We start from the raw sequence: 19,083 nt of genomic DNA, 5'->3' as shown, positions 1-19,083 counted from the left end.
AAACTTCCCTTACACAATGTTACGTGGTGCAAAGGAGAACCCTTCAAACTCACGCTTATATTTTGATTCGCCAATTTTCTTTATTTTGGCGACGCCCATTTTGTAGTTGTAGTTACCACTGATTTGGTCAACTACCCTTGTTGTTAAAGCATTCGCTGGGTTCTTCATGTCCATCATATTGCAATACAACACACCTTTTTTCGTGGCTGAGGTGACAATCGCAACGGCTTTAATCTCCGCGTAATCCAGTTGAATGTGACCATTTTTCATTAGGTTACTAAACTGAAAATCGTCTGACTCGATACCCAGAATCGTATCTTTAAAATTGGCCACCCGCTCCGAGTACACCAGTACTTCATCTCCGGCTTCTATGCCCCGTTTGTCCGCATCTTCCGGGTGTACTTCAATCCAGTTTTCAGGCCAACGATGAGTGATGTAAGGCCTGCGTTCGGTATCATCAAACCCTGACTGCCAAATCTCGTTAATACGACCATTCGAAAACCATAACTCGTCCTGTTTTGGGGTAAGCCAACGATGAAAATCACTAAACAGATCCCAAGGATGTTTTTGAAGATTGACCTTCCCCGTCTGACTATTAAATTGAGTGAGCTGTTTACGCATAATATTGGCGCCTTGAGGGCCATCTTGCAGCCCTTTATCGACCAGATCATCCCAACTCATTTCAGTGTCATGTAGGCGCTTAGTGCCAATCAGCTTTTTGGTGTCATAGTTATAAAAAACAGGCCCTTGGATCCCTTCGGTACCAAATTCAGCGAGCTTTTGATGAAGAGTTTTTCCTTCAGCATGTGCTGCGACTTTAATCATATTGAAATCTTTACGGCTACCACGGCTAAATCGTGATGACTCTTCAGCTACATCATTTGAGTTTTGCCAATCAAACCCATCGTACCCCATTCGCGAAGCCATTTGAGCAACAATCCACCAGTCTGGCTTAGCCTGACCCGGCGCATCAGCGAACTTTTGGTAAAGGCGTAGACGACGCTCACCATTAGCGCGCATGAAATCCTCTTCCCCCCAAGTCGCGGCCGGAAAGATGATATCAGCGAATTGTTTACCAATAGGATCACGTAAATAAATATCTTGATTGATGACGACCATTCCACCGGAATCTGCACGCTTTTTGAGTGTATCTATAATGTGCTGTTTATCACGTCGCATCGCTTGGTGAGGATTACGTGTTGTTAAGTCGGTGAATTTCTCTTTCAACCCATAACTACTACACATAGCTTGAATCCATGTTGTACCAATGACATGGGCCATACGGGTATGCCCGGAATAGAGATATCTATCGGTGTCTATTGAGCGCCTGCGCCTACCTGCGACTTTTTCAGGTGACTTATTCCTTGGTAGTTTCCCACCGGCTAGTCCACCACGTTGATGCCCACCAAATCGACCAATCACACGCCCTTCTCGGCCACCAGTACCGATTATCGTTGCAAGGGAGGCGATGGCGTTGGTATTCCCGGTATTATTCGACCAATAAAAGCCCTTCTCTATACCAATTGAGGCTTTAACTCGTTGACCGTTGACTGGCATTGCCAACATCTCAGCGGCTTTGTGGATCTTCTCCACATCAATACCCGCGATCGATGCGGCATACTCAGGTGCGTACTCTTTCTGCTCCAAATTCCATTGCTTATAATCATCAAAGCCATTCGTTTGGAATTTGCCCCAAGTGGTTCTCCATTGCCATGGCGTATTACGAGTACCCTGACCAAAACCTGAGCTCGATTCCCATTTATTATTGACCCAGTTTTCAATCCACTCATTGTCTTGCCAGCCTTGCTCTAAGATCACTCGAGCAATTGCACCAATCACAAGATTATCGCTACCGGGATTAATATCGAGGTGCAATCCACCTTGAGCTTTAAGCCACGCTATTCCAGCGGTTTCACGAGGGTTCAAAATCACGGTTTTCATCCCACGATGCACCGCCGGCATAATAAACTGCGTAAAGATGATGGTTTTTGTCTCATACGGATCTGTTCCGCAGATCATCAAAGTATCTGCCGCGCCCCAATCATCATAACTTGGAGCAAAATTATCAAAACCCGCATCTCGAAATCCTGGGGTTGCGGTGACATCTGACGGCGTATCATGAAACGAAAAATTCGCGGTATTGACATGACGCAATGCATACTTTGTTATCGCGTAGGTGTTTTCAATATACTGATAAGAATAGGTTTTCACGCAGTAACTGTTTGAACCGTGCATATCAATCACATGACGGCCGACTTGGGCTGCTATATCCAATGCGAAATCCCACTCAACTGGTTGCAACTGTCCATTAATTCGAACAAGCGGTTGCTTCAATCGATCTTTGGTTGGTGTTTCTGGGTTATAGAGCTTTCTTGCGAGCAGTCCACCACGAACCGAAGAATCACCGCCTTTATTGACGACTTGTATGTCTTTATCCGCTACCACCACCACATGGTGTGGTTTGCCATTATGCGAAATAATATTGTGTTGCTGTGGCGAAACCCAAGCTTGCAAAGCATGAACCGGGAAATCGACACCAAATGCATTTTCACTTGCAGCAGGGCCACCGGAAGGGCTACTCACAGGCCAACGATAGACTTTGTAACCACACGCAACAATACAATAGTCACACGCTGTTGTGATGACTTCCGCACTAGCAGGTGGCAGTAATGTACTGGTCGGTTGCAGATACTGGCTGTTTAAAGCTGATTGATCGTTTACAGCCAATTTATCGTTAAAAGAAAATTGAGTCATCTAGCTAACCTCCACATCGATCAGATTTTCCATTCGACCAAAGATCAATCCCATAACCCCGACCGCATAGATATCATCACCTTCTAGCTCCAGCAGTACTTGAGGTAAGCTCTCAAAGGCTTGACCCGATACCATAATGCCATGGCGACGTAAATCAAATGTAGACAGGTGGAATGGACACTGCCCGACAATGCGATGCTCCCCTGTTGCTTTATAAGCACCGGTTAAAGGCCCACCTTGATGAGTACACGTCATCGAGTACGCCACAATATCGCGCTGTAACCCTATCCCACCGCCACATTCGATGTCGGATTTAACCAGCATCGCAATCGAGTTTTTTCCTTCATCTGGATATTGAAAGTGAACCGGAATGTGGTTACTGAGTTGACTTAACTTTGCGATTTTCTTACGCGGGTAACCAACAATACGACCTTCAACCTGAGTTTCAGAATCCGTTCCTGCAAATAAGGTAAGAGGAACCATAGAGACGGCAGTCGCCGCGCCGGAATAGAGTAAAAAATCACGTCGTGACATCATGCATTTGTTGTGTCGTTTACTCGAATTTTGCTCTGAGTTGGCGATCATTTTTCTGCTCCAGCAAGTTCGTCTTTAGTAAATAACGGTTGGTATTCTGGAATTGTCGGCTCTTCAATAAAAATCTGTTCACCTGAAAATGCTTCGATAAAGCTCAGTAAGTTCTTTTTATCTTGCTCCGTTAAACCGAGAGGTTGAATTAAAGCAGATTTTGTCTGAGGGTAACCAGTAGTACGTCCGTCATCCGCCACACCACCTCGGTCGTAGAAATCAATCACCGCTTCTAAAGTTGGAATAGTGCCATTGTGCATGTAGGGCGCAGTGTATTTTGTATAACGTAGGCTTGGCGTGCGAAACTTACCTAACATCTCTTTACGTTTTGCACGAAAGTAAGCACCGGGATCAGCCTTTGTAGTGCGGTACATCTCTTCGGTGACACCTTTAGAATAAAGCTCAAATCGAAACGTTATCTGTGCCAGTCCATCATCATTCCACCAAGGGCTTGGCGGCACGCCAATGTTGTAGAATTTCTGGTCAGAAGCCAAAGCCCCGTTGTGACAAGCTATGCAATTCGCTTTTCCCTCAAACAGTGCTTTACCCTTCAATTGGGACTCAGACAAAGCGGTTTTGTCACCGAGTAAATAGTTGTCTATTGGTATGTCGCGTTGAATCATCGTACGTTCAAACGCGGCTATAGCACGCCAAGCGTTGTGTATTTTCGGAGTATCATCACCAAACACTCGCTTAAAACGTTCAACATACTCAGGTACTAACGCTAAACGCGCTTCCATGATGTCATCTTCACCATTACCCGCGACCGCGCCCTTCGCAGCATCTTTGGCTTGCGCTTCCAATGACATAGCGCTGCCCGCCCAGAAAAATTTGTCATAATAAGCCGCATTAATAATCGTTTGGCTATTACGCCAATGTACCGTACCCGGATATCCCATGGATAGGTCATCAGGAAAACCCCAGCCCTGAGATTGAATATGGCAACCAGCACATGGGCTAGTCGTATCGCCACTTAGCCGACCGTCATAAAATAAGATCTTTCCCAACTCAATTTTTTCTGGTGTTTGTTTATTATCCGCAGGCACAGGCACCTCCCCTAGAGGCTCAAGCTGTACCTTTGCATTAACAACATTGGGAAGCCCCGTCATCCCAATAAGAATAAAGAGTGCTGCCTTTAATACAGAGCGTTTAGTTACGAGCATTTGACCAATCCTCCGTGTATTCGTAGCCGAAGTCATAGTCTAACCATTCGTATTCTTCGCCTATAAGGGCATCTCCAGATAACGATTCCAAAAAAGCCACCAGCGCCTTTTTTTCATAGTCCGTTAGGGAAAGCGTGGTGAGTCGAGAGTCTTTGTTTGAGTCTTCGCCACCACCTTGATTATAAAATTCAACCACATCTTCAAGCGTGGTAAGCATGCCATTGTGCATATACGGCGCAGTTTGAGTGAGCTCTCGCAGCGTTGGCGTTATGAACTTACCGCGATCGCTACCATCCGCTTTATGAGTTTGAACATGCGCACCAACATCGCGCTTTAACGTTAAGTAATCTTGCACACCCATAAACATGTTGTAGGCAAGAAAAGATTGATGTCGCATTGGGTCTAAAAATATCTCATGATTTTCTGGCACTCCGGTATTGTGTGCCTTTCCGTCCGAAAACAGAGCACCACGATGGCATTGGCTGCACCCCGCTTTGCCTGTGAACAGCTTTTCTCCCTGGCTGGCTAAGTCGCTAAGCTCACCCTTGTCAAAAGGGACGTTTTTCGAAGTCAATGTTTTTAGGTATTCAGGCAGAGCTTTGCGTACTCCGCCATTTGACGGTTCTCCAAGATTGGCCGCTTTAAACATCTCAACGTATATTGGATCTTGTTTGAGGCGTTCCTGCATCAAACGCATGTCCATATTCATCAGCCAGTCTTCAGTGATATTCTCCCGCACCACATCGTTTAGGTTGGTGCCAATACGACCATCGTGAAACCACACCTCTTTATAGGCTGTATTAATAAGTGTTGGAGCATTGCGAAATCCATCACTCCCCGTATAGGCAGGGCTCAACGGTTCAGGGTAAGAAAAACCATTAGATGGAATGTGGCAACTGGAGCACGATATCGAGTCGTCCCCGGACAAGCGCGTATCAAAAAACAGTCGTTTACCGAGTTCTGCCTTCGCCGTATTTATACTCATAGGGGGCAGAGCGGCGTATAGAGTTGCAGAGAAAAGGGCACACACTCCTACCAAGCTTTTTAGTGCGATGCTCATCGACATTCCTTCGGGGTTACTATCATCCACCCCTATTATTAACACATGAAACATTAAAGATATGATTAGGATCATACAATTAGAAATGATAAGAGTTATTATTCAAACTTGTTAATTCAGTGGTGCTTGAATATATGTCTCTAGATAAATTACTTCACAAAGTTAAACACATCTACTTGACTGGAAACCTATCCGAACAGGTATTGGCAGCACAAATATTAAGCCGTTTTCAAAACACTAAATATCTGATTATAGAAAGGTTAGAGTCCCAGAATCCTGACCTTGTTCTCACGAGTCTTGAATGCCTCGCTTTAGATAATGCAGCGCCTATTGAGCCCATCCTCAACTGCTATCAATACTGGGACGACAGCGAAATTAAATTGGCATCGTTAATGGCTATTGAGAACAACCAACACTCTCTACTCGCTGTTCCTGTATTATTAGAAGCAGTATGCGACGAAAATGACTACTGGGATGGGGGTTGGAATGACGGAGATGACATCAGCTTGATTGCTGCGCGGATTTTAGACAATCACAAACACCAACTAGATCACGAACAGTCTCTGCGTTTACTACACCGACTTCAGAATGACCCCGAGCCAGATCTAAAAGGCAAACTCATTGCTTTACTTTCGCGTCACTCCCCTACTCTGCTAAATGAAAACAACGTACTCAAAAGCACCGCTGATACTCGGATTTTTTTGAGAAACACTCAAGACAAAATAGTCTTGTACAAAGCCACACAACACCCTGATATTAGCTGCCAAAAAGTCGCATTTCAGCGTCTATCTGAAATGGATTGTCGTGAATATCTGCAGGTATTTTTAAACGGCCTGTCTCATTCAGACCCATCCATCAGAGAGAGCTCTGTACATCAATTAACGAAATGGAATTACCTAGTAGATATAAAGCACCTTAATTTTGAATTGCTGCTATCTGGTATGCTGCTCAACTCACTCATAGGGCTACTGAGTAACAAAGATAAACTGCATGTCATTGACCAACTTCAAAATAAACCGAATCTAGCCAATGCAACCGCAGCGGTTATTTTACTGATTTCAAATTTGGAAACTCAGCATAAACAGTTGCAACTAGCCCGTTTTATACCCCATTTCTATCAAGTGTTTTCAAAGTTGGAAGAGTCAGAACAACTCGACAGCCTAAACAGCCTATTAACTGAAACTTCCGAACAATTTAGCGTTGCCTTTATTCAGCAACAACTTCAGCAGGAAGCTTGTAGTAACTCTATCAAGCGACTGTTAATTGAACACCTTTCGAAAAACCCAAAAACTAGCCACCAAAGCTATTTAAAAGAACTCACTTTAGGGACATCAGGTATCATAGTTGCGGATTCTTCATTAAAACCTAGAACAACAACGAGCATCGCCCCTATAGATGAAATGAATAACACGGTAATCAATGGCACCAATGAACAGTCAGCACTTATTACATCAACACTTGATGCATTAAAACAAGCTCACTCACCTGCTATCTCTAACGCTGACTCTACCGTCGCATCTACTTCTACTTCAGTAAAGAAGCGTTCTAACAGATCTGCAAAGATAGAGGCTCTAGAAAATCAAGCGATCGCTCTAGAGTTTTGCTCAAACAAAACATGGCTGTGCGGCCTTTGCTCTGACGACAAAATAAGTCATCTAACCAAAGCGGCATTTCACGCCTTGATTCATGCCTTATGTAGACACAATATAAGCTTTTCCGATGTACAATCATCACGCTTTAATCAGCTCACGTTAGAACTCTTGCTAGATGAGCAATCCGAAAATATCGGCGACATCCTCGACTGGCTTGGCGATGATTGGATACAACAGAACCGTTTGTCACTGATGTCATCACCCTGCCTATCTTTAAGAGTCGGCTTAATAAAACACATCAATGACGAGCAACAATTATTAGAATTGATCAAACATTCGTATATCGGCATTCAGCACGCAGCGCTCAATCAACTTGCGCTTAACGGTGTTTGTCCCCAGAAGAAACTGATCGGGTTGCTTTTGGAAGAGCCGTTGCTTTATCCACAGTTGGCAAACTTTGAAGCACATACGGTTTATGAAATACTTGAAAGTGAATTAGATCACCGATCCTCAACGACTCTTCAAGCCACTCTCACGTATCTTGAAACGACAAGTCATCCCCCCTAACAAAGAACTCAAATTTGGTAGCAAAATCAAGCCCATTGATTTGAGGCTTTCATTTTTACTTCACTCGCAGCCGGTAAAGTTAGTAGCAACGAATTAAGCCTCGATTTGTAAGGTATTGTATGGGTTTGTCTAACAGCAACTTCTGTCACTAAACAACGCACTGCAGTTCCGTATATTGATACTTCGTATGAATAATAAGGTGTGTCATGAAAACTCTATCTTTAGCTACCTTAGCGACAGCTATCTTTCTCATTGGATGCGGTTCAAATCAAAATAAATCGCTATTCAATCAGGCAAACGCAGCACCGTCAGTTGTACATGGGGTCACGATTGAAGCCGTTCCCTCTCAATTCGTTGAATACTCTCAAGCAGGCTACAACCGATATGTAGCGGTCAATGCCCCGAATGGCAAATCTATCCATATTTTGATTATGGATCGCCTGAGCGATTATCAAATAGTCAAAGCCGTCAATGTTCTCAACCACTATCTAACCCCTGTTGATGGCACTAAGTATGGGAGCACTGACTCAAAACGCGAGATTGCAAACGCGATGGCCAACAATGGCGCAATACTAAAGCTAATGAATTATTACGATGAGCCACGATACAACGATGACTTGCCCGGGCAGCCCTTGTTCGAAGAAGAGATTCAGGTTGAAGGCGGTGAATGGTATGTCCAACAAGATTATGAAGAGCATCGTGACGCCTCTTATGAGGAAATACTGCATTTAGTCCATGACTATGGCATCGGGGTTTTTAACGCGCCTGAAGATGCAGTAACCGCATTACCAGAATTTCAAAAAGAATTTAATGCGATACAGAGACAAGCATTACACCATGCTTACACGCCACCCCGTGATATTTTAGAAGAGTGGCAAGAAGAAGTCAGCGTTGATCAAGAGTACTTTGCCGCTGTAATTGACTGCTACTACGGGCTTTGGGGAGCATACAACGGCAAAGGTATGTGGGGGTTATACCAAGTTAAAACCCGCGACGATTTCTCAAAAGAAGACCCCGATGCACAAGCGATAGTGAAGCAGATTTTCTCTCCAACATTGACTTACGATGCATACCTTGCCGATACATTCACCGGAACATTTAAAATGAGGTATGACCCAGCGACGTCCTATACTCATCACTCTAAATATCTTACTAAACTAACGCTATCAGGTAACAATGATGCGAATATTGAGATCAACGAGCATGACAACCGCGTAACCGGAAACGCGGGGGTAAATACAGTGATCGCCCATGGCCCTAAAAGTGAATACCAGATCCATGAACTGGGGAATGGTAAAATTCAACTTAATGATACCGTTGTTTCACGTGATGGCTTGAACGTGCTATCCAGTATCGAAAAAGTACAGTTCACTGATCAGCTTTTGTCTTTTAGGTAATATTGACCAGTTTACAATTTAGTCAAAACGAACCAACAGTGACATTACACAATATTGTAGAGTTTGATGTAAACGGAGTGCCTCCTAGCTCAATTGACCGCTACAAGTCATTCGGGAAAATTAAGTGACAGGAAGCACTATCAAAATAGGTGGTTTAGGGAAAACTTGTATGTGTATGTTGCCAGCTCAACTTTCGATTAACTTAATTCCTTTTTCTTTACAGTACACGGGTTACCCGCAGCCATACAATTAGCCGGTATATCCTTTGTGACAACACTACCTGCCCCTATAACTGCTCCATCGCCAATATTAACGCCAGGTAAAACAATACACCCATAACCTATCCAAACATCATTGCCTATTGTTATGGGCTCAGCTGTTAGACGATCAAGCTCATCTGGATGACCTCTATTAGTAAGAGCATGACCACTACAATCCATAACCACTGTATTTGGACCAAACATAACATTGTTTCCTATAGATACTTTTTCATAAGCACAAATAGTAGTTCCTTGAAGCACACAACCTTGCCCGATCACTATTTTTCCAAAAGGCCTGTCGTTAACTGAAACGCTGGTCAGCTTTGTGATGCCGGAAGGGAAAGCAGGAAGGTTAGACGACTCGATGTAACAACCAGAATCGATAGTAATAGCCTCATCCCCTTCTGGAAAATTTTCGAAGCCTTTAACTCCTACTTTAGTCAAGGTAACAGCCGGGCATCCAGAGAACGTAACCCAATCGTCTCCACCAAAAAATTGGTTGTATTGCTCCATCAATGCAGCACCAGATAATTCAGAATGATTATCTGGGCAGAGTATTCTTTCAGATTTATACATCTTGAGCTTCCTGCTTAAAATTATTGGGAATTTCCTGAACCAAACCTCCCTCCATAAGTAATACTCTGTCAGCCGAAGCAATGGTTTCTGGGCGGTGAGCAATCATCAATATAGGAGTATTGATTTCCTTAAACATCTGGCAGACAAACGACTCCGTATAGATATCTAAGCTACTTGTCGCTTCGTCCAATACGAGAAACTTGGGTTTTTTATACAAAGCTCGCGCGATGAGAATCCTTTGTTTTTGACCTCCTGAGAGACTAGAGCCCATCTCACCAACCAACGTGTGGTACCCCATATTTAGGCTTTCGATATCATCGTGAACACCCGCCCTACGAGCACACTCCACAAGCCAGTCTTCATCTAAATCGCCAGCGAAGAATGTAATATTCTCGATAATCGAACCACTAAACAACTGGTCTTCTTGCAACACCGCGCCAACCTGAGCTCTAAGAGATTTGGAGGCAGGCGATTTATTACCGAAATAATTAATGCTACCTGATGTGACTGAATAAATACCCAATAGCAGTTTAGAAATGGTTGACTTACCACAACCAGACGGCCCAACTAACGCTACAATCTCATTACTTTTTACACTAAAACTTGCACCGTTAAGAATAGGAGGTTGGTCTTTTCCATAAGAGAAGTATACCTCGTCAAACTCGATAACATTATCGCCCTGATTATTTATTGCAACGGGTAACCCTATGACATCAGGCTCGTTATCCGTTTCTTTTTCGGTTAAGACAATATCTGCTAAACGCTCGTTGTACACAGATAGCATCTTAAACTCGAAATACTTATCGATTAGTGAACTAATGCTGGCAGAAAAACGCCCTTGATACGAAAGAAACGCCATCAACATACCGATAGTAAATAGTCCATCCAAAACCAAATTTGCACCAAACCAGAGAACAGTCGCAGACACAATGCTAACAATGGTCACATTAATTGTGTTATAGATCATCCCGAGCTTTTGCTCATGTAGCTGCGCATTTCTTCTATTAATATTGAGGTTTCGCCAAGACGACTCCCTCCAAGGTAACGCCCCATTGACTCGCAAACTTAATACACCGCGAACTGTCTCTATGAAATAACTGTCTTCTTGAGTGCTGGCTTCCCAGGTATTTTCTTCGGCGCGTTTAAACGCGCCAAACCACGCAAACCGAAGAGCGATGTAACCTAACGCAGCAGCGATGGCAATGAATGAGAGTTCAGGGCTGTAAACCAACATAACCGACAGAGTGCCAACAACTAATACTAAGTCGAGTAGAGCTTGAATTGCACTGGTTGTTAACGTCTGCTGAATGACATCCACAGCGGAAAATTTAGCACTAATACTCCCTATATCCCTTTTTTCAAACCAATCTATCGGTAACCGGAACAAGTGATGGAAAACGTTCGCAGCCCACTGCATATTAAAGTTCACTGACAGCTTGATTGTCGCCCATTGCTGGGCAAGACCAATTAGAGTTTGCGTCGCAGTTACTATCAGAATGGCTCCAATGACGAGTACAAGAAGGTTTTTGTCATATCCAACCAATACTTCATCAATCACGATTTGGTTGAAAATGGGCAAGGTAAGCGCTAATAGCTCTAGTACCAATGCGAAAACAAAAATCCGTCCTAACGCCTCTTTTAAGCCAACGGTTTTACCAATGAGAGTCGATAACCGAACGGCTTTACTTCCCACTTTTTCTTCGAAGTCATGAGTTGGTGTTAGCTCTAGAGCTATGCCTGTGAAATGTTGGTTTACCTCATCATAACTTAGTGTCAACGATCCACTTGCAGGATCATGAATGTCAATCTTCTTCCCACGCACTCTCTTTAACACAACAAAGTGATTTAGATTCCAGTGTAAAATACAGGGTGTGGCTAATTGCTCCAATTCCTGTAGTTCTAAGCGAACCGCCCGCCCCGAAAGCTTGAGAAGTGCACCACACTCAATAAGCCGAGCAAACGACATCCCATGCTGAGTAATACCGCATTTTGCCCTTAGTGAGCGTAGGTCGGCTTTATAACCATGCCAATCGGCAACCATAGCTAAACAAGCGATACCACATTCCGCCTTTTCTGTCTGTCGGATCAAAGAGAGTTTCCTCCCCCACCCCCAATCTATAAGCCCTTCTGTATGCATGGTTATATTCGCCCTTTAATCGTGTACAAAGGCTCTAACAGCCACTCGTAGACCTTGCGTGTATCAAGTTCAATGTCTGCGGTTAATGTCATTCCTGGAACAAACGTTTGCTCGTCCCCATAAACAGTAATGGTTGGCTTCTCTAATGTGACTCTCACTTGATACAACCCAACACCACCATACGTACGAGAAATCTGACTTTGGATCAGCGGGCTATTTGGTAACATATCCGCGGAGACTGCAGATTTTGATATGGAGTCGACAACACCTTGCTGAACACCAAACTTTTCATAGGGAAACGCATCAAACCGTAAACGAACATTCTGACCTTCTTTAATAAAACCTATACTGCGACTGGGCGCATAAAGCTCAACAACGACAGGCTCTTCACCCTCAGGAATAACAACGAGTAGAGGTTGACCTTTATTAACTGAGTGACCTTCCTTGACGAAAATTGACGCAACCACACCGTTAATCGGTGATACAACCTGAGTATCTGTTTGATAAAAGTATTCGATTTTACTTTGAGCGATTTGTTGAAGCTGGCGGTCTATTTCCTGGAGGGTAATGTCAAGTTCTAACTGTAACGTATCTTTCGTATCTTCCAACTTGGCCTTTTCTCTGACCAATCTCTGTAAACTAAGGTGCTGTGTTTGTACCTTAGCTTCTAGTGTTATTAACTCGAGTCTTTGTCTTTGAAGTTCAATAGAAGAAATGAACTGCTTGTTGACCAATACTTGTTGTTTATCAACCAAACTTTGAGCAAGGCTTAGCTCTTGTTCAGATAAATCAACGACAACTTCCAGTATGCCGGCCTCTTCTGACAAACGAACTAAGTCATCATCAATGACTTTTAGTTGATGCCGAGATTTCTCTATTTCTTTATCTCGACGTTCGTTTAGCAAAGTAATTTGACTTTCAATGGTAGCAACAATGCGTTTTTTCACGCCCTGCCCAAACTCATCATAACGCTCTGTTTTTATCTCATATAGAGGTTCTCCAGAGAACACTGTCTGGCCTTCAGTGACAAATACACTTTCAGCATACCCTTCATCATTAGCCTGTACCTTCACAATACCGCCAGTCGGACTTACCACTCCGTTCAGTGTATCTCTGCGTGTATATTCGGCAAAAACAACGAAAAAAATAATAGTCATCAGAACAAATATTGATGCAGCTAAAAACATATGCTGATTCAACGAAGCGTCAATTAAAATTGAGCCTTGATTGTCTGATTTCTGCGCCTCAAAATACTCTGGTCTATATAAATGCTTAGCTCTTGTTACCACGGGTAATCCTTTCCCTTAACAAACGATGCTAAAGCTGTATAACAGCAATTTCTTGTTGCTTGTTTGAAATCAACTTTGTATTCACTTTTTTCGCCGACAAATCGACACCGCATTGACAAATTTTAGTTCTACACTTGGTTGGATTGGTAGGAAGCTCAACATTTTCATCATAAATAGAGCCAATGGGGCCATCTTGCATACACCAAGAACGATAAATATCACCACTAAACGTAACGACTAAGCTATCAATACCTGCATAACAATCCCAACCAACAAAATTAGTTTGATCATTGGCAATTAAATCAAAAGTGGATAGATTCTCGGTTTTGCCATCTGCATAGTTTACTTCTAACTCAGCCATTGCTGGAGGAAGCTTTTTGATCTCTGGTCGCCCTCTGAAGTCTTTCATTATTTGCTCTTGTTTGGTCGTATATGAGTACTTATTAGTAATCCCACCATGTCCAAAGCCTTCAAAAAGTGGCTGCAAAGCTATAGAGCAACGAACTTCTTGTTTTAGCCGGTTTGCAAACTCTAAACAGTCATCAAACCGCTCAGGAATCATCATTATATTGACGTGAAAGCGAGTGGCTTGAGACGCCTCAAGAACCTTTGATATGTCAATAAAATGAGACTCGCTCTTGATATCTGTTAAATGGTAGCTCAAGCTTACACCATTTAAAAATTTACCGTTTTCACTCCACCACTTCAAAGATTTCGAACCATTTGAAACAATGCTGACTAACCCAGTATTTTTATGGATATATTTGATTAGGTCACTAAAATATCTAAGTATAGTCACTTCACCGCCACCAAATTCAAAATATGGTTTCAGTCCCAACTTTCTGGAATATTTAAATATTTCATCTATAAACTGAACTACAAATTCATACGATGGAGCTTTAATCGAGCCACTATGCAGATCTGAGTGACAGTAGCTACACTTGTAGTTGCAGTTATTCGTCAATGCCCAATTTATTACAAAAAATTTCATTTTACATTCCATATCTCTAATTATCATGTAAATTACCATAACATGTGTAAATTCTTGTTTTAATATAAAGAATGCGAAATTCGGTAATAACAATAGATAATGATTGAACGATCACCCCTAAAATCAACGCTACATAAAATAATGGCATATCAAGTCGAACTACAAAGAACATCAACAAAATAGAAAATACCATTAAGACCAAAGAAATAGATTTGATTTCAGATGAAGAACAAACAATATATCCTTCTTCATTCTGCTTAATTCTAACCCCACCGAATATTGAACCATTAAAAACAATAATTGAGCCATTTAATACTCTGCATTGTTCGTTAGGGAAAAGATGTTTAACATCCATAAATTTCTCCTATATTATACAGCCCTTGATTTAAGGGCTGTAGCTTATTAGTTAGTTGGTATTTCCCGCGCCTCCAGTTCCAGCGGCTGCTGCTGTTGCAGCTGCTGCACAGCCGATAGCACCAAGTCCACCAGTTGCAGCCATACATCCAGCAAATGCGCCAGCCCATGCCGCAGCAGAAGCAGCTGTTGCAGCTCCTTTGGTCTGAGACATTGGTCTATTTGATCCTGGAGATGCTGGATAATCACTAGCGTTCCCATCACCACCACCATCAACCATTGAAATTTCTTCAACATTTAAGTTATACATAAGTTATTTCCTTATATTAAATTACAGTAAAGAGTACTGCGCTCATAGAAACTATCTTGTTAACCAGCCTTTTTTCTTGCCCAAAATCTCATCTGAATAACCAAGTAAATTTGGAAGCCATGTTATAGACTCTAGCAATGCTGAATATATTGGTGCTTTAAACATTTGCCGATTTGACAAATCACTAGATAAATCAAAATCTTTTATATAGGACTGCACTAGTAAAAAGTAAATCATTATATTGGCAGCGCCGATTACAATGGGAATCCAAATTCCCAATGCAATCATAAAGCCAAATAAAATAATGCTAGATGGAAATATGTACTGTACCGCAGTCAATAGAAACCAAGGGGATGCGCATAGACCTGCTACCCAATGCGTCTTCCACGCTTCTGTATAAGCTTCAACTCGGCCACGAGCCCAGCGCCTCCGTTGATTAAATAATCCTTTTGCGTCCGTTGGACATTGCGTTGTTGCCTTTGCTTTAGGTGCATAGCCCGTGCGATAGCCGTTTGATATTGCTTTCCAGCACCACGCTATATCTTCGACTAACCACTCGCTCCAGCCCCCTAACTTCTTCACCACTGAAGCTCGATGAGCAACGAATGCACCCGCTAGTACTGGTACACAACCCAACTTATCTTGCGCTGCTCTTATCGCTCCATAAAAGCTGATATGTTCATAATGTTGCAATTTACCTATAAAACTATCTTCATGATTCTCTGGTGTAATATATCCACAAACCGCGGCGTATTTTTCATCAGACCAAAGCTTGGTTACCAACTCATAGATCCCATTGGGCTCGATATAAGTATCACTATCTACCACAACATAAACATCACCAGTGGCTACACCAAGGTCGAGTACATGATCTAAAGCGAAGCCTTTTCTACCACCATTTACTGACCTTTCTATTATTTGGAAGTCATGGTTCATCTCTGTATTATCAATCCACCCTTTAACTCTACTGATTGCGTTGTTTGTGGAGCCATCATCAATAATAATTACCTGTATTTTACTTGGATAATTTTGATCGTTTAGCTTATTTAGTGCGCAAACTAGGTGTTCTTCGTTTTCATTATAGAAAGGTAAAAAGGCCGAAACTTTCGGATCATTATTATTTTTAGACTTAGATTTTTTCAGTTTATAAAACCCAAATAAAACTAAGGTTGTAATAAACGAGAACAAAGATGTTGCGATTAAAATCACTTCAATTACATCAACCATAACTATCTCACTTACGCTAAGTAACAATTAACAAGGCGACTAACAGTTTGATAGTCGTACTTAGTATTCAAGTGGCCTTGAAGCAGGGAAAATGCTGAATATTTAGCATCTCGTAAAGGGAACTCAACAGACTTAACATCAAGACCAAGTTTCTTTGCTTCTATTAAAACGCTCTCTCGAAATTCTTGATCATTAAAACGAGTAATCACCTTACGATCCTCATTTTTTAGTCGCTCTTTCAAACGACCCGCTTGTTGTAAATTAGAACCTGAATGTTCTTTAATCCCTAGCTCAATTAACAAAAACTTGTTCTCATATTCATCAAGTAACCTTGTAAACCCAAACGAGTGCTCTCGAACTTGAGTTGGAGTCAAGTCGCCCTCCGAGTAATGATTAAGAGTATCAATGAAGTTAACGAGCCATGATTCGATGAGCGCATGGTCATCCCATACAGCCCCGACACCATTTGCCAGTACATAGTTACCGAAATCGGGTACAGCTGTTATAGTGCCAAAGTCCAAAAATCGACCGTCAACCGATATATTCGAGCTCGTTAAAGAGCCATGTGGAATACCTTTAACTCTCGATGCTGCAATCTGGCAGGCCAGTCGATCAATCATTTTATTGAAAGCATCACTAAGTGACGCACCCTCAACCCCACCTAACAGAAACTTGGATAGGTAAGGTAAAGCCTTCCTCACACGATTAGCATCATTATCACGAAGATAACTATAATTCACCGCTGGCCAGAAAAATGTGCATCGCTCAAAGTGTGCGGGACGTACTGAAACTTCCCTTATTGCTAAAGCACAGTGTTTGTAAGGGGCTTCATCTAAATATCCAAATTTATGCTTTGTATTGGTTTTGATAATGGCTAACGTTCGTATTGCTCCGTAAGGTAAATGCTTATGACAAATCTCGCCCCAAATCGCTTCACTAATAGCCTCATCAATAAATAATTTGCCATGTGAGTGACTTTCAGATATATTCGTAGCGACTAAAGGGTTGGGCCCAATACCTTTAATTTGAAAATGTCCGTTTAATCCACATCTAGCGCTACCACCGTTGCACACCTCATGTCGAGAACCATATTGATCTGCCATGAACTGTTTTTTATCATTAATTTCCATTCTTTGTTTCTTAGCATATCCTTTGGATACGTAGCTAAAATTGTCAATCAACTCTCCTTTAAGAAAATTTTCATCAAACGCTATGTTGTATTCTTCAATTAGATTTCTATTAATCCAAACAACTTCAGTTTCGTTTAATTTATAAGCATAAAATGAAACAAAGGACTCTTCTGGCAAGTCATTGCCTACACTCGGAGTGTTATGCGTTCCAACTAGCTTATATGTTTTCAGTAGTTCAATACCCATACAGACTCCGTTTGTTTGTTTTAATTATATTTCCTTGAGTATCCCGAATACAAATATTCACTTCACCAAGAGTAAGATTCGTAGATGATAAGAAAAACTTGTACAGTTCTTTTAGCTGACTGATCTTATTTTTCTCTACAAACCAGTCCACAACTATTAAGTTGCTCCCTTCATTCCAATTCATTGGCTTCAGTGAGAACCTAGGTCGAGTCATATAATTTGATAACGTTAATTCATCAACCCATGCCCAAATAACGTACCCTGTAAATTCGACATCGCTAGGTAATTTTAAAAACTTATATTGCCTATGAATTACCGCTGGTTTTATCCAGTGTAAAAACGAAGCTATGTTCAGATCACTGCGTTGATTACATTTAGACATTACCTCTACAAACCGCCCTAATTCGTGAGTAACTTCTAACTTTGATAAAGGACCATAGCGTAGGCCGGATATTTTACCGTTAAGAATAGATACAGGATTACTTTTCATTACAACCTACATAGTTACGGTTATTTAGTACTTTCGATATTAAATACTAAAGTTTAAATAAAGCGCTTACTACCTGTTATTATTTGGATTCACAACGCTAGTTTTATTATTAATAAACATAATTATTACAACATTTTGCGAGGGAGACTTCGTGTAATTAGGCGACTCTGTCTTTAGACTTAATTACGTATTAAAGCCCTTGTTTGCTAACATATGAGTAATGTGGATGTAACTTATAGTAGCTCCCTGGTGGTACCAGGTATGGTATTTACACTTATTGAGGTTCGCTGTAACGGCTTAATATTATGCTGGCTCTTTCTTCAGTAAGTATATGATCAACTGTTATGCTGGCTTGAAAATAAAGAAATCTAAAATGAGAATGGATTGGATATTTTCAATGTAGAGGAAAGTGCAACATGTTGGGAAGAACCGTGCCACTCACCAACTGTCTACATTGAATGTCTAAAAATTTGTTATTCCGATGGCGACATCCTATAACAGCATAATTTGGCAAACTATAGAGATGAAAAAAGCCCGACCATTTCTGATCGGGCTTTCTAAATGATGGAGGCGCCTCCCGGAGTCGAACCGAGGTCCACGGATTTGCAATCCGCTGCATAGCCACTCTGCCAAGGCGCCTTCAGTCGTGTTTTAAGAGAACGACTCTGTTGATTACTACCCAACAAGGTAACAATCAAATAGATGGTGCCCCGGGCCGGACTTGAACCGGCACAGCGCGAACGCCGAGGGATTTTAAATCCCTTGTGTCTACCAATTCCACCACCAGGGCACGCAATTCTTTATTGCGATGCCGATTACTGAAAAGTAAAACACCATCTTAATGTCAAAATGAATCAACATTACAAAATTTGGAGCGATACATCGGGTTCGAACCGATGACCTCAACCTTGGCAAGGTTGCGCTCTACCAACTGAGCTAGTATCGCATTTTCATT

General features: G+C 41.9%; 15 protein-coding genes and 3 tRNA genes. 2 read left to right on the top strand and 16 right to left on the bottom strand.

Annotated features, from left to right (window positions below; translation table 11 throughout):
* Positions 1-9: 9 nt before the first annotated feature.
* From AB4513_RS23450 to AB4513_RS23435, 4 genes are read right to left on the bottom strand one after another with little or no spacing between them, the layout of a single operon-like run.
* A complete protein-coding gene (locus AB4513_RS23450; protein ID WP_170962719.1) occupies positions 10-2,754 on the bottom strand; it encodes an arsenate reductase (azurin) large subunit in 2,745 nt (914 codons plus the stop codon).
* Positions 2,755-3,339, bottom strand: coding sequence for an arsenate reductase (azurin) small subunit (locus AB4513_RS23445; protein ID WP_065680018.1), 585 nt, complete (start codon positions 3,337-3,339; stop codon positions 2,755-2,757).
* Positions 3,336-4,502, bottom strand: a complete 1,167-nt coding sequence (locus AB4513_RS23440) for a cytochrome-c peroxidase (protein WP_102257979.1) — start codon at positions 4,500-4,502, stop codon at positions 3,336-3,338. The genes AB4513_RS23445 and AB4513_RS23440 overlap by 4 nt, the downstream gene beginning before the upstream one ends.
* Positions 4,489-5,562, bottom strand: coding sequence for a cytochrome-c peroxidase (locus AB4513_RS23435; protein ID WP_102257978.1), 1,074 nt, complete (start codon positions 5,560-5,562; stop codon positions 4,489-4,491). The genes AB4513_RS23440 and AB4513_RS23435 overlap by 14 nt, the downstream gene beginning before the upstream one ends.
* 134 nt (positions 5,563-5,696) lie before the next feature.
* Between AB4513_RS23435 and AB4513_RS23430 the strand changes: the two genes are divergently transcribed.
* Positions 5,697-7,721, top strand: coding sequence for a hypothetical protein (locus AB4513_RS23430; protein ID WP_240798319.1), 2,025 nt, complete (start codon positions 5,697-5,699; stop codon positions 7,719-7,721).
* Positions 7,722-7,927: 206 nt separating this feature from the next.
* Positions 7,928-9,118, top strand: coding sequence for a hypothetical protein (locus tag AB4513_RS23425; RefSeq protein ID WP_102257977.1), 1,191 nt, complete (start codon positions 7,928-7,930; stop codon positions 9,116-9,118).
* Between the two features lie 197 nt (positions 9,119-9,315).
* Here AB4513_RS23425 and AB4513_RS23420 read toward each other — a convergent pair whose 3' ends face one another.
* The 12 genes from AB4513_RS23420 to AB4513_RS23365 form a co-directional block, all read right to left on the bottom strand.
* The gene (locus AB4513_RS23420; RefSeq protein WP_017098601.1) at positions 9,316-9,954 is read right to left on the bottom strand and encodes a DapH/DapD/GlmU-related protein; all 639 of its coding nucleotides are present in this window, start codon (positions 9,952-9,954) and stop codon (positions 9,316-9,318) included.
* On the bottom strand, positions 9,947-12,091 hold the full coding sequence (locus AB4513_RS23415) for a peptidase domain-containing ABC transporter (RefSeq protein WP_102257976.1): 2,145 nt from the start codon (positions 12,089-12,091) through the stop codon (positions 9,947-9,949). Before AB4513_RS23415 ends, AB4513_RS23420 begins: the two co-directional genes overlap by 8 nt.
* Before the next feature lie 2 nt (positions 12,092-12,093).
* Complete coding sequence (locus AB4513_RS23410; protein ID WP_017098603.1) at positions 12,094-13,380, bottom strand: HlyD family secretion protein; 1,287 nt, start codon at positions 13,378-13,380, stop codon at positions 12,094-12,096.
* Positions 13,381-13,408: 28 nt separating this feature from the next.
* Entirely contained in the window at positions 13,409-14,371 is a 963-nt protein-coding gene (locus AB4513_RS23405; protein WP_102257975.1) for a radical SAM protein, read from the bottom strand.
* A gap of 16 nt (positions 14,372-14,387) precedes the next feature.
* Positions 14,388-14,726 (bottom strand): hypothetical protein, encoded by a 339-nt coding sequence (locus AB4513_RS23400; RefSeq protein WP_017098605.1) that lies wholly within the window; start codon positions 14,724-14,726, stop codon positions 14,388-14,390.
* Positions 14,727-14,777: 51 nt separating this feature from the next.
* Positions 14,778-15,035: a hypothetical protein gene (locus AB4513_RS23395; RefSeq protein WP_102257974.1), complete on the bottom strand. Its 258-nt coding sequence runs from the start codon at positions 15,033-15,035 to the stop codon at positions 14,778-14,780.
* A 51-nt stretch (positions 15,036-15,086) separates the two neighbouring features.
* Positions 15,087-16,262 carry a glycosyltransferase family 2 protein gene (locus tag AB4513_RS23390; protein WP_102257973.1) on the bottom strand — a complete coding sequence of 392 codons (1,176 nt, stop codon included), beginning with the start codon at positions 16,260-16,262 and terminating at the stop codon, positions 15,087-15,089.
* Between the two features lie 11 nt (positions 16,263-16,273).
* A complete protein-coding gene (locus AB4513_RS23385) occupies positions 16,274-17,638 on the bottom strand; it encodes a protein adenylyltransferase SelO family protein (protein WP_102257972.1) in 1,365 nt (454 codons plus the stop codon).
* A complete protein-coding gene (locus AB4513_RS23380; protein WP_017098612.1) occupies positions 17,628-18,128 on the bottom strand; it encodes a toxin-activating lysine-acyltransferase in 501 nt (166 codons plus the stop codon). Before AB4513_RS23380 ends, AB4513_RS23385 begins: the two co-directional genes overlap by 11 nt.
* Positions 18,129-18,693: 565 nt before the next feature.
* Positions 18,694-18,767 (bottom strand) — tRNA-Cys (locus AB4513_RS23375).
* 64 nt (positions 18,768-18,831) lie between these two features.
* A tRNA-Leu gene (locus tag AB4513_RS23370) sits at positions 18,832-18,918 on the bottom strand.
* An 80-nt stretch (positions 18,919-18,998) separates the two neighbouring features.
* Positions 18,999-19,074: transfer RNA gene (locus tag AB4513_RS23365), tRNA-Gly, on the bottom strand.
* Positions 19,075-19,083: the final 9 nt, after the last annotated feature.

The organism is Vibrio sp. 10N.222.54.E6, from assembly GCF_041473955.1.
Taxonomy (GTDB): domain Bacteria; phylum Pseudomonadota; class Gammaproteobacteria; order Enterobacterales; family Vibrionaceae; genus Vibrio; species Vibrio tasmaniensis_A.
Note: the sequence above shows the minus strand (reverse complement) of the source record. Positions and strands in the feature narration are given on the sequence as shown.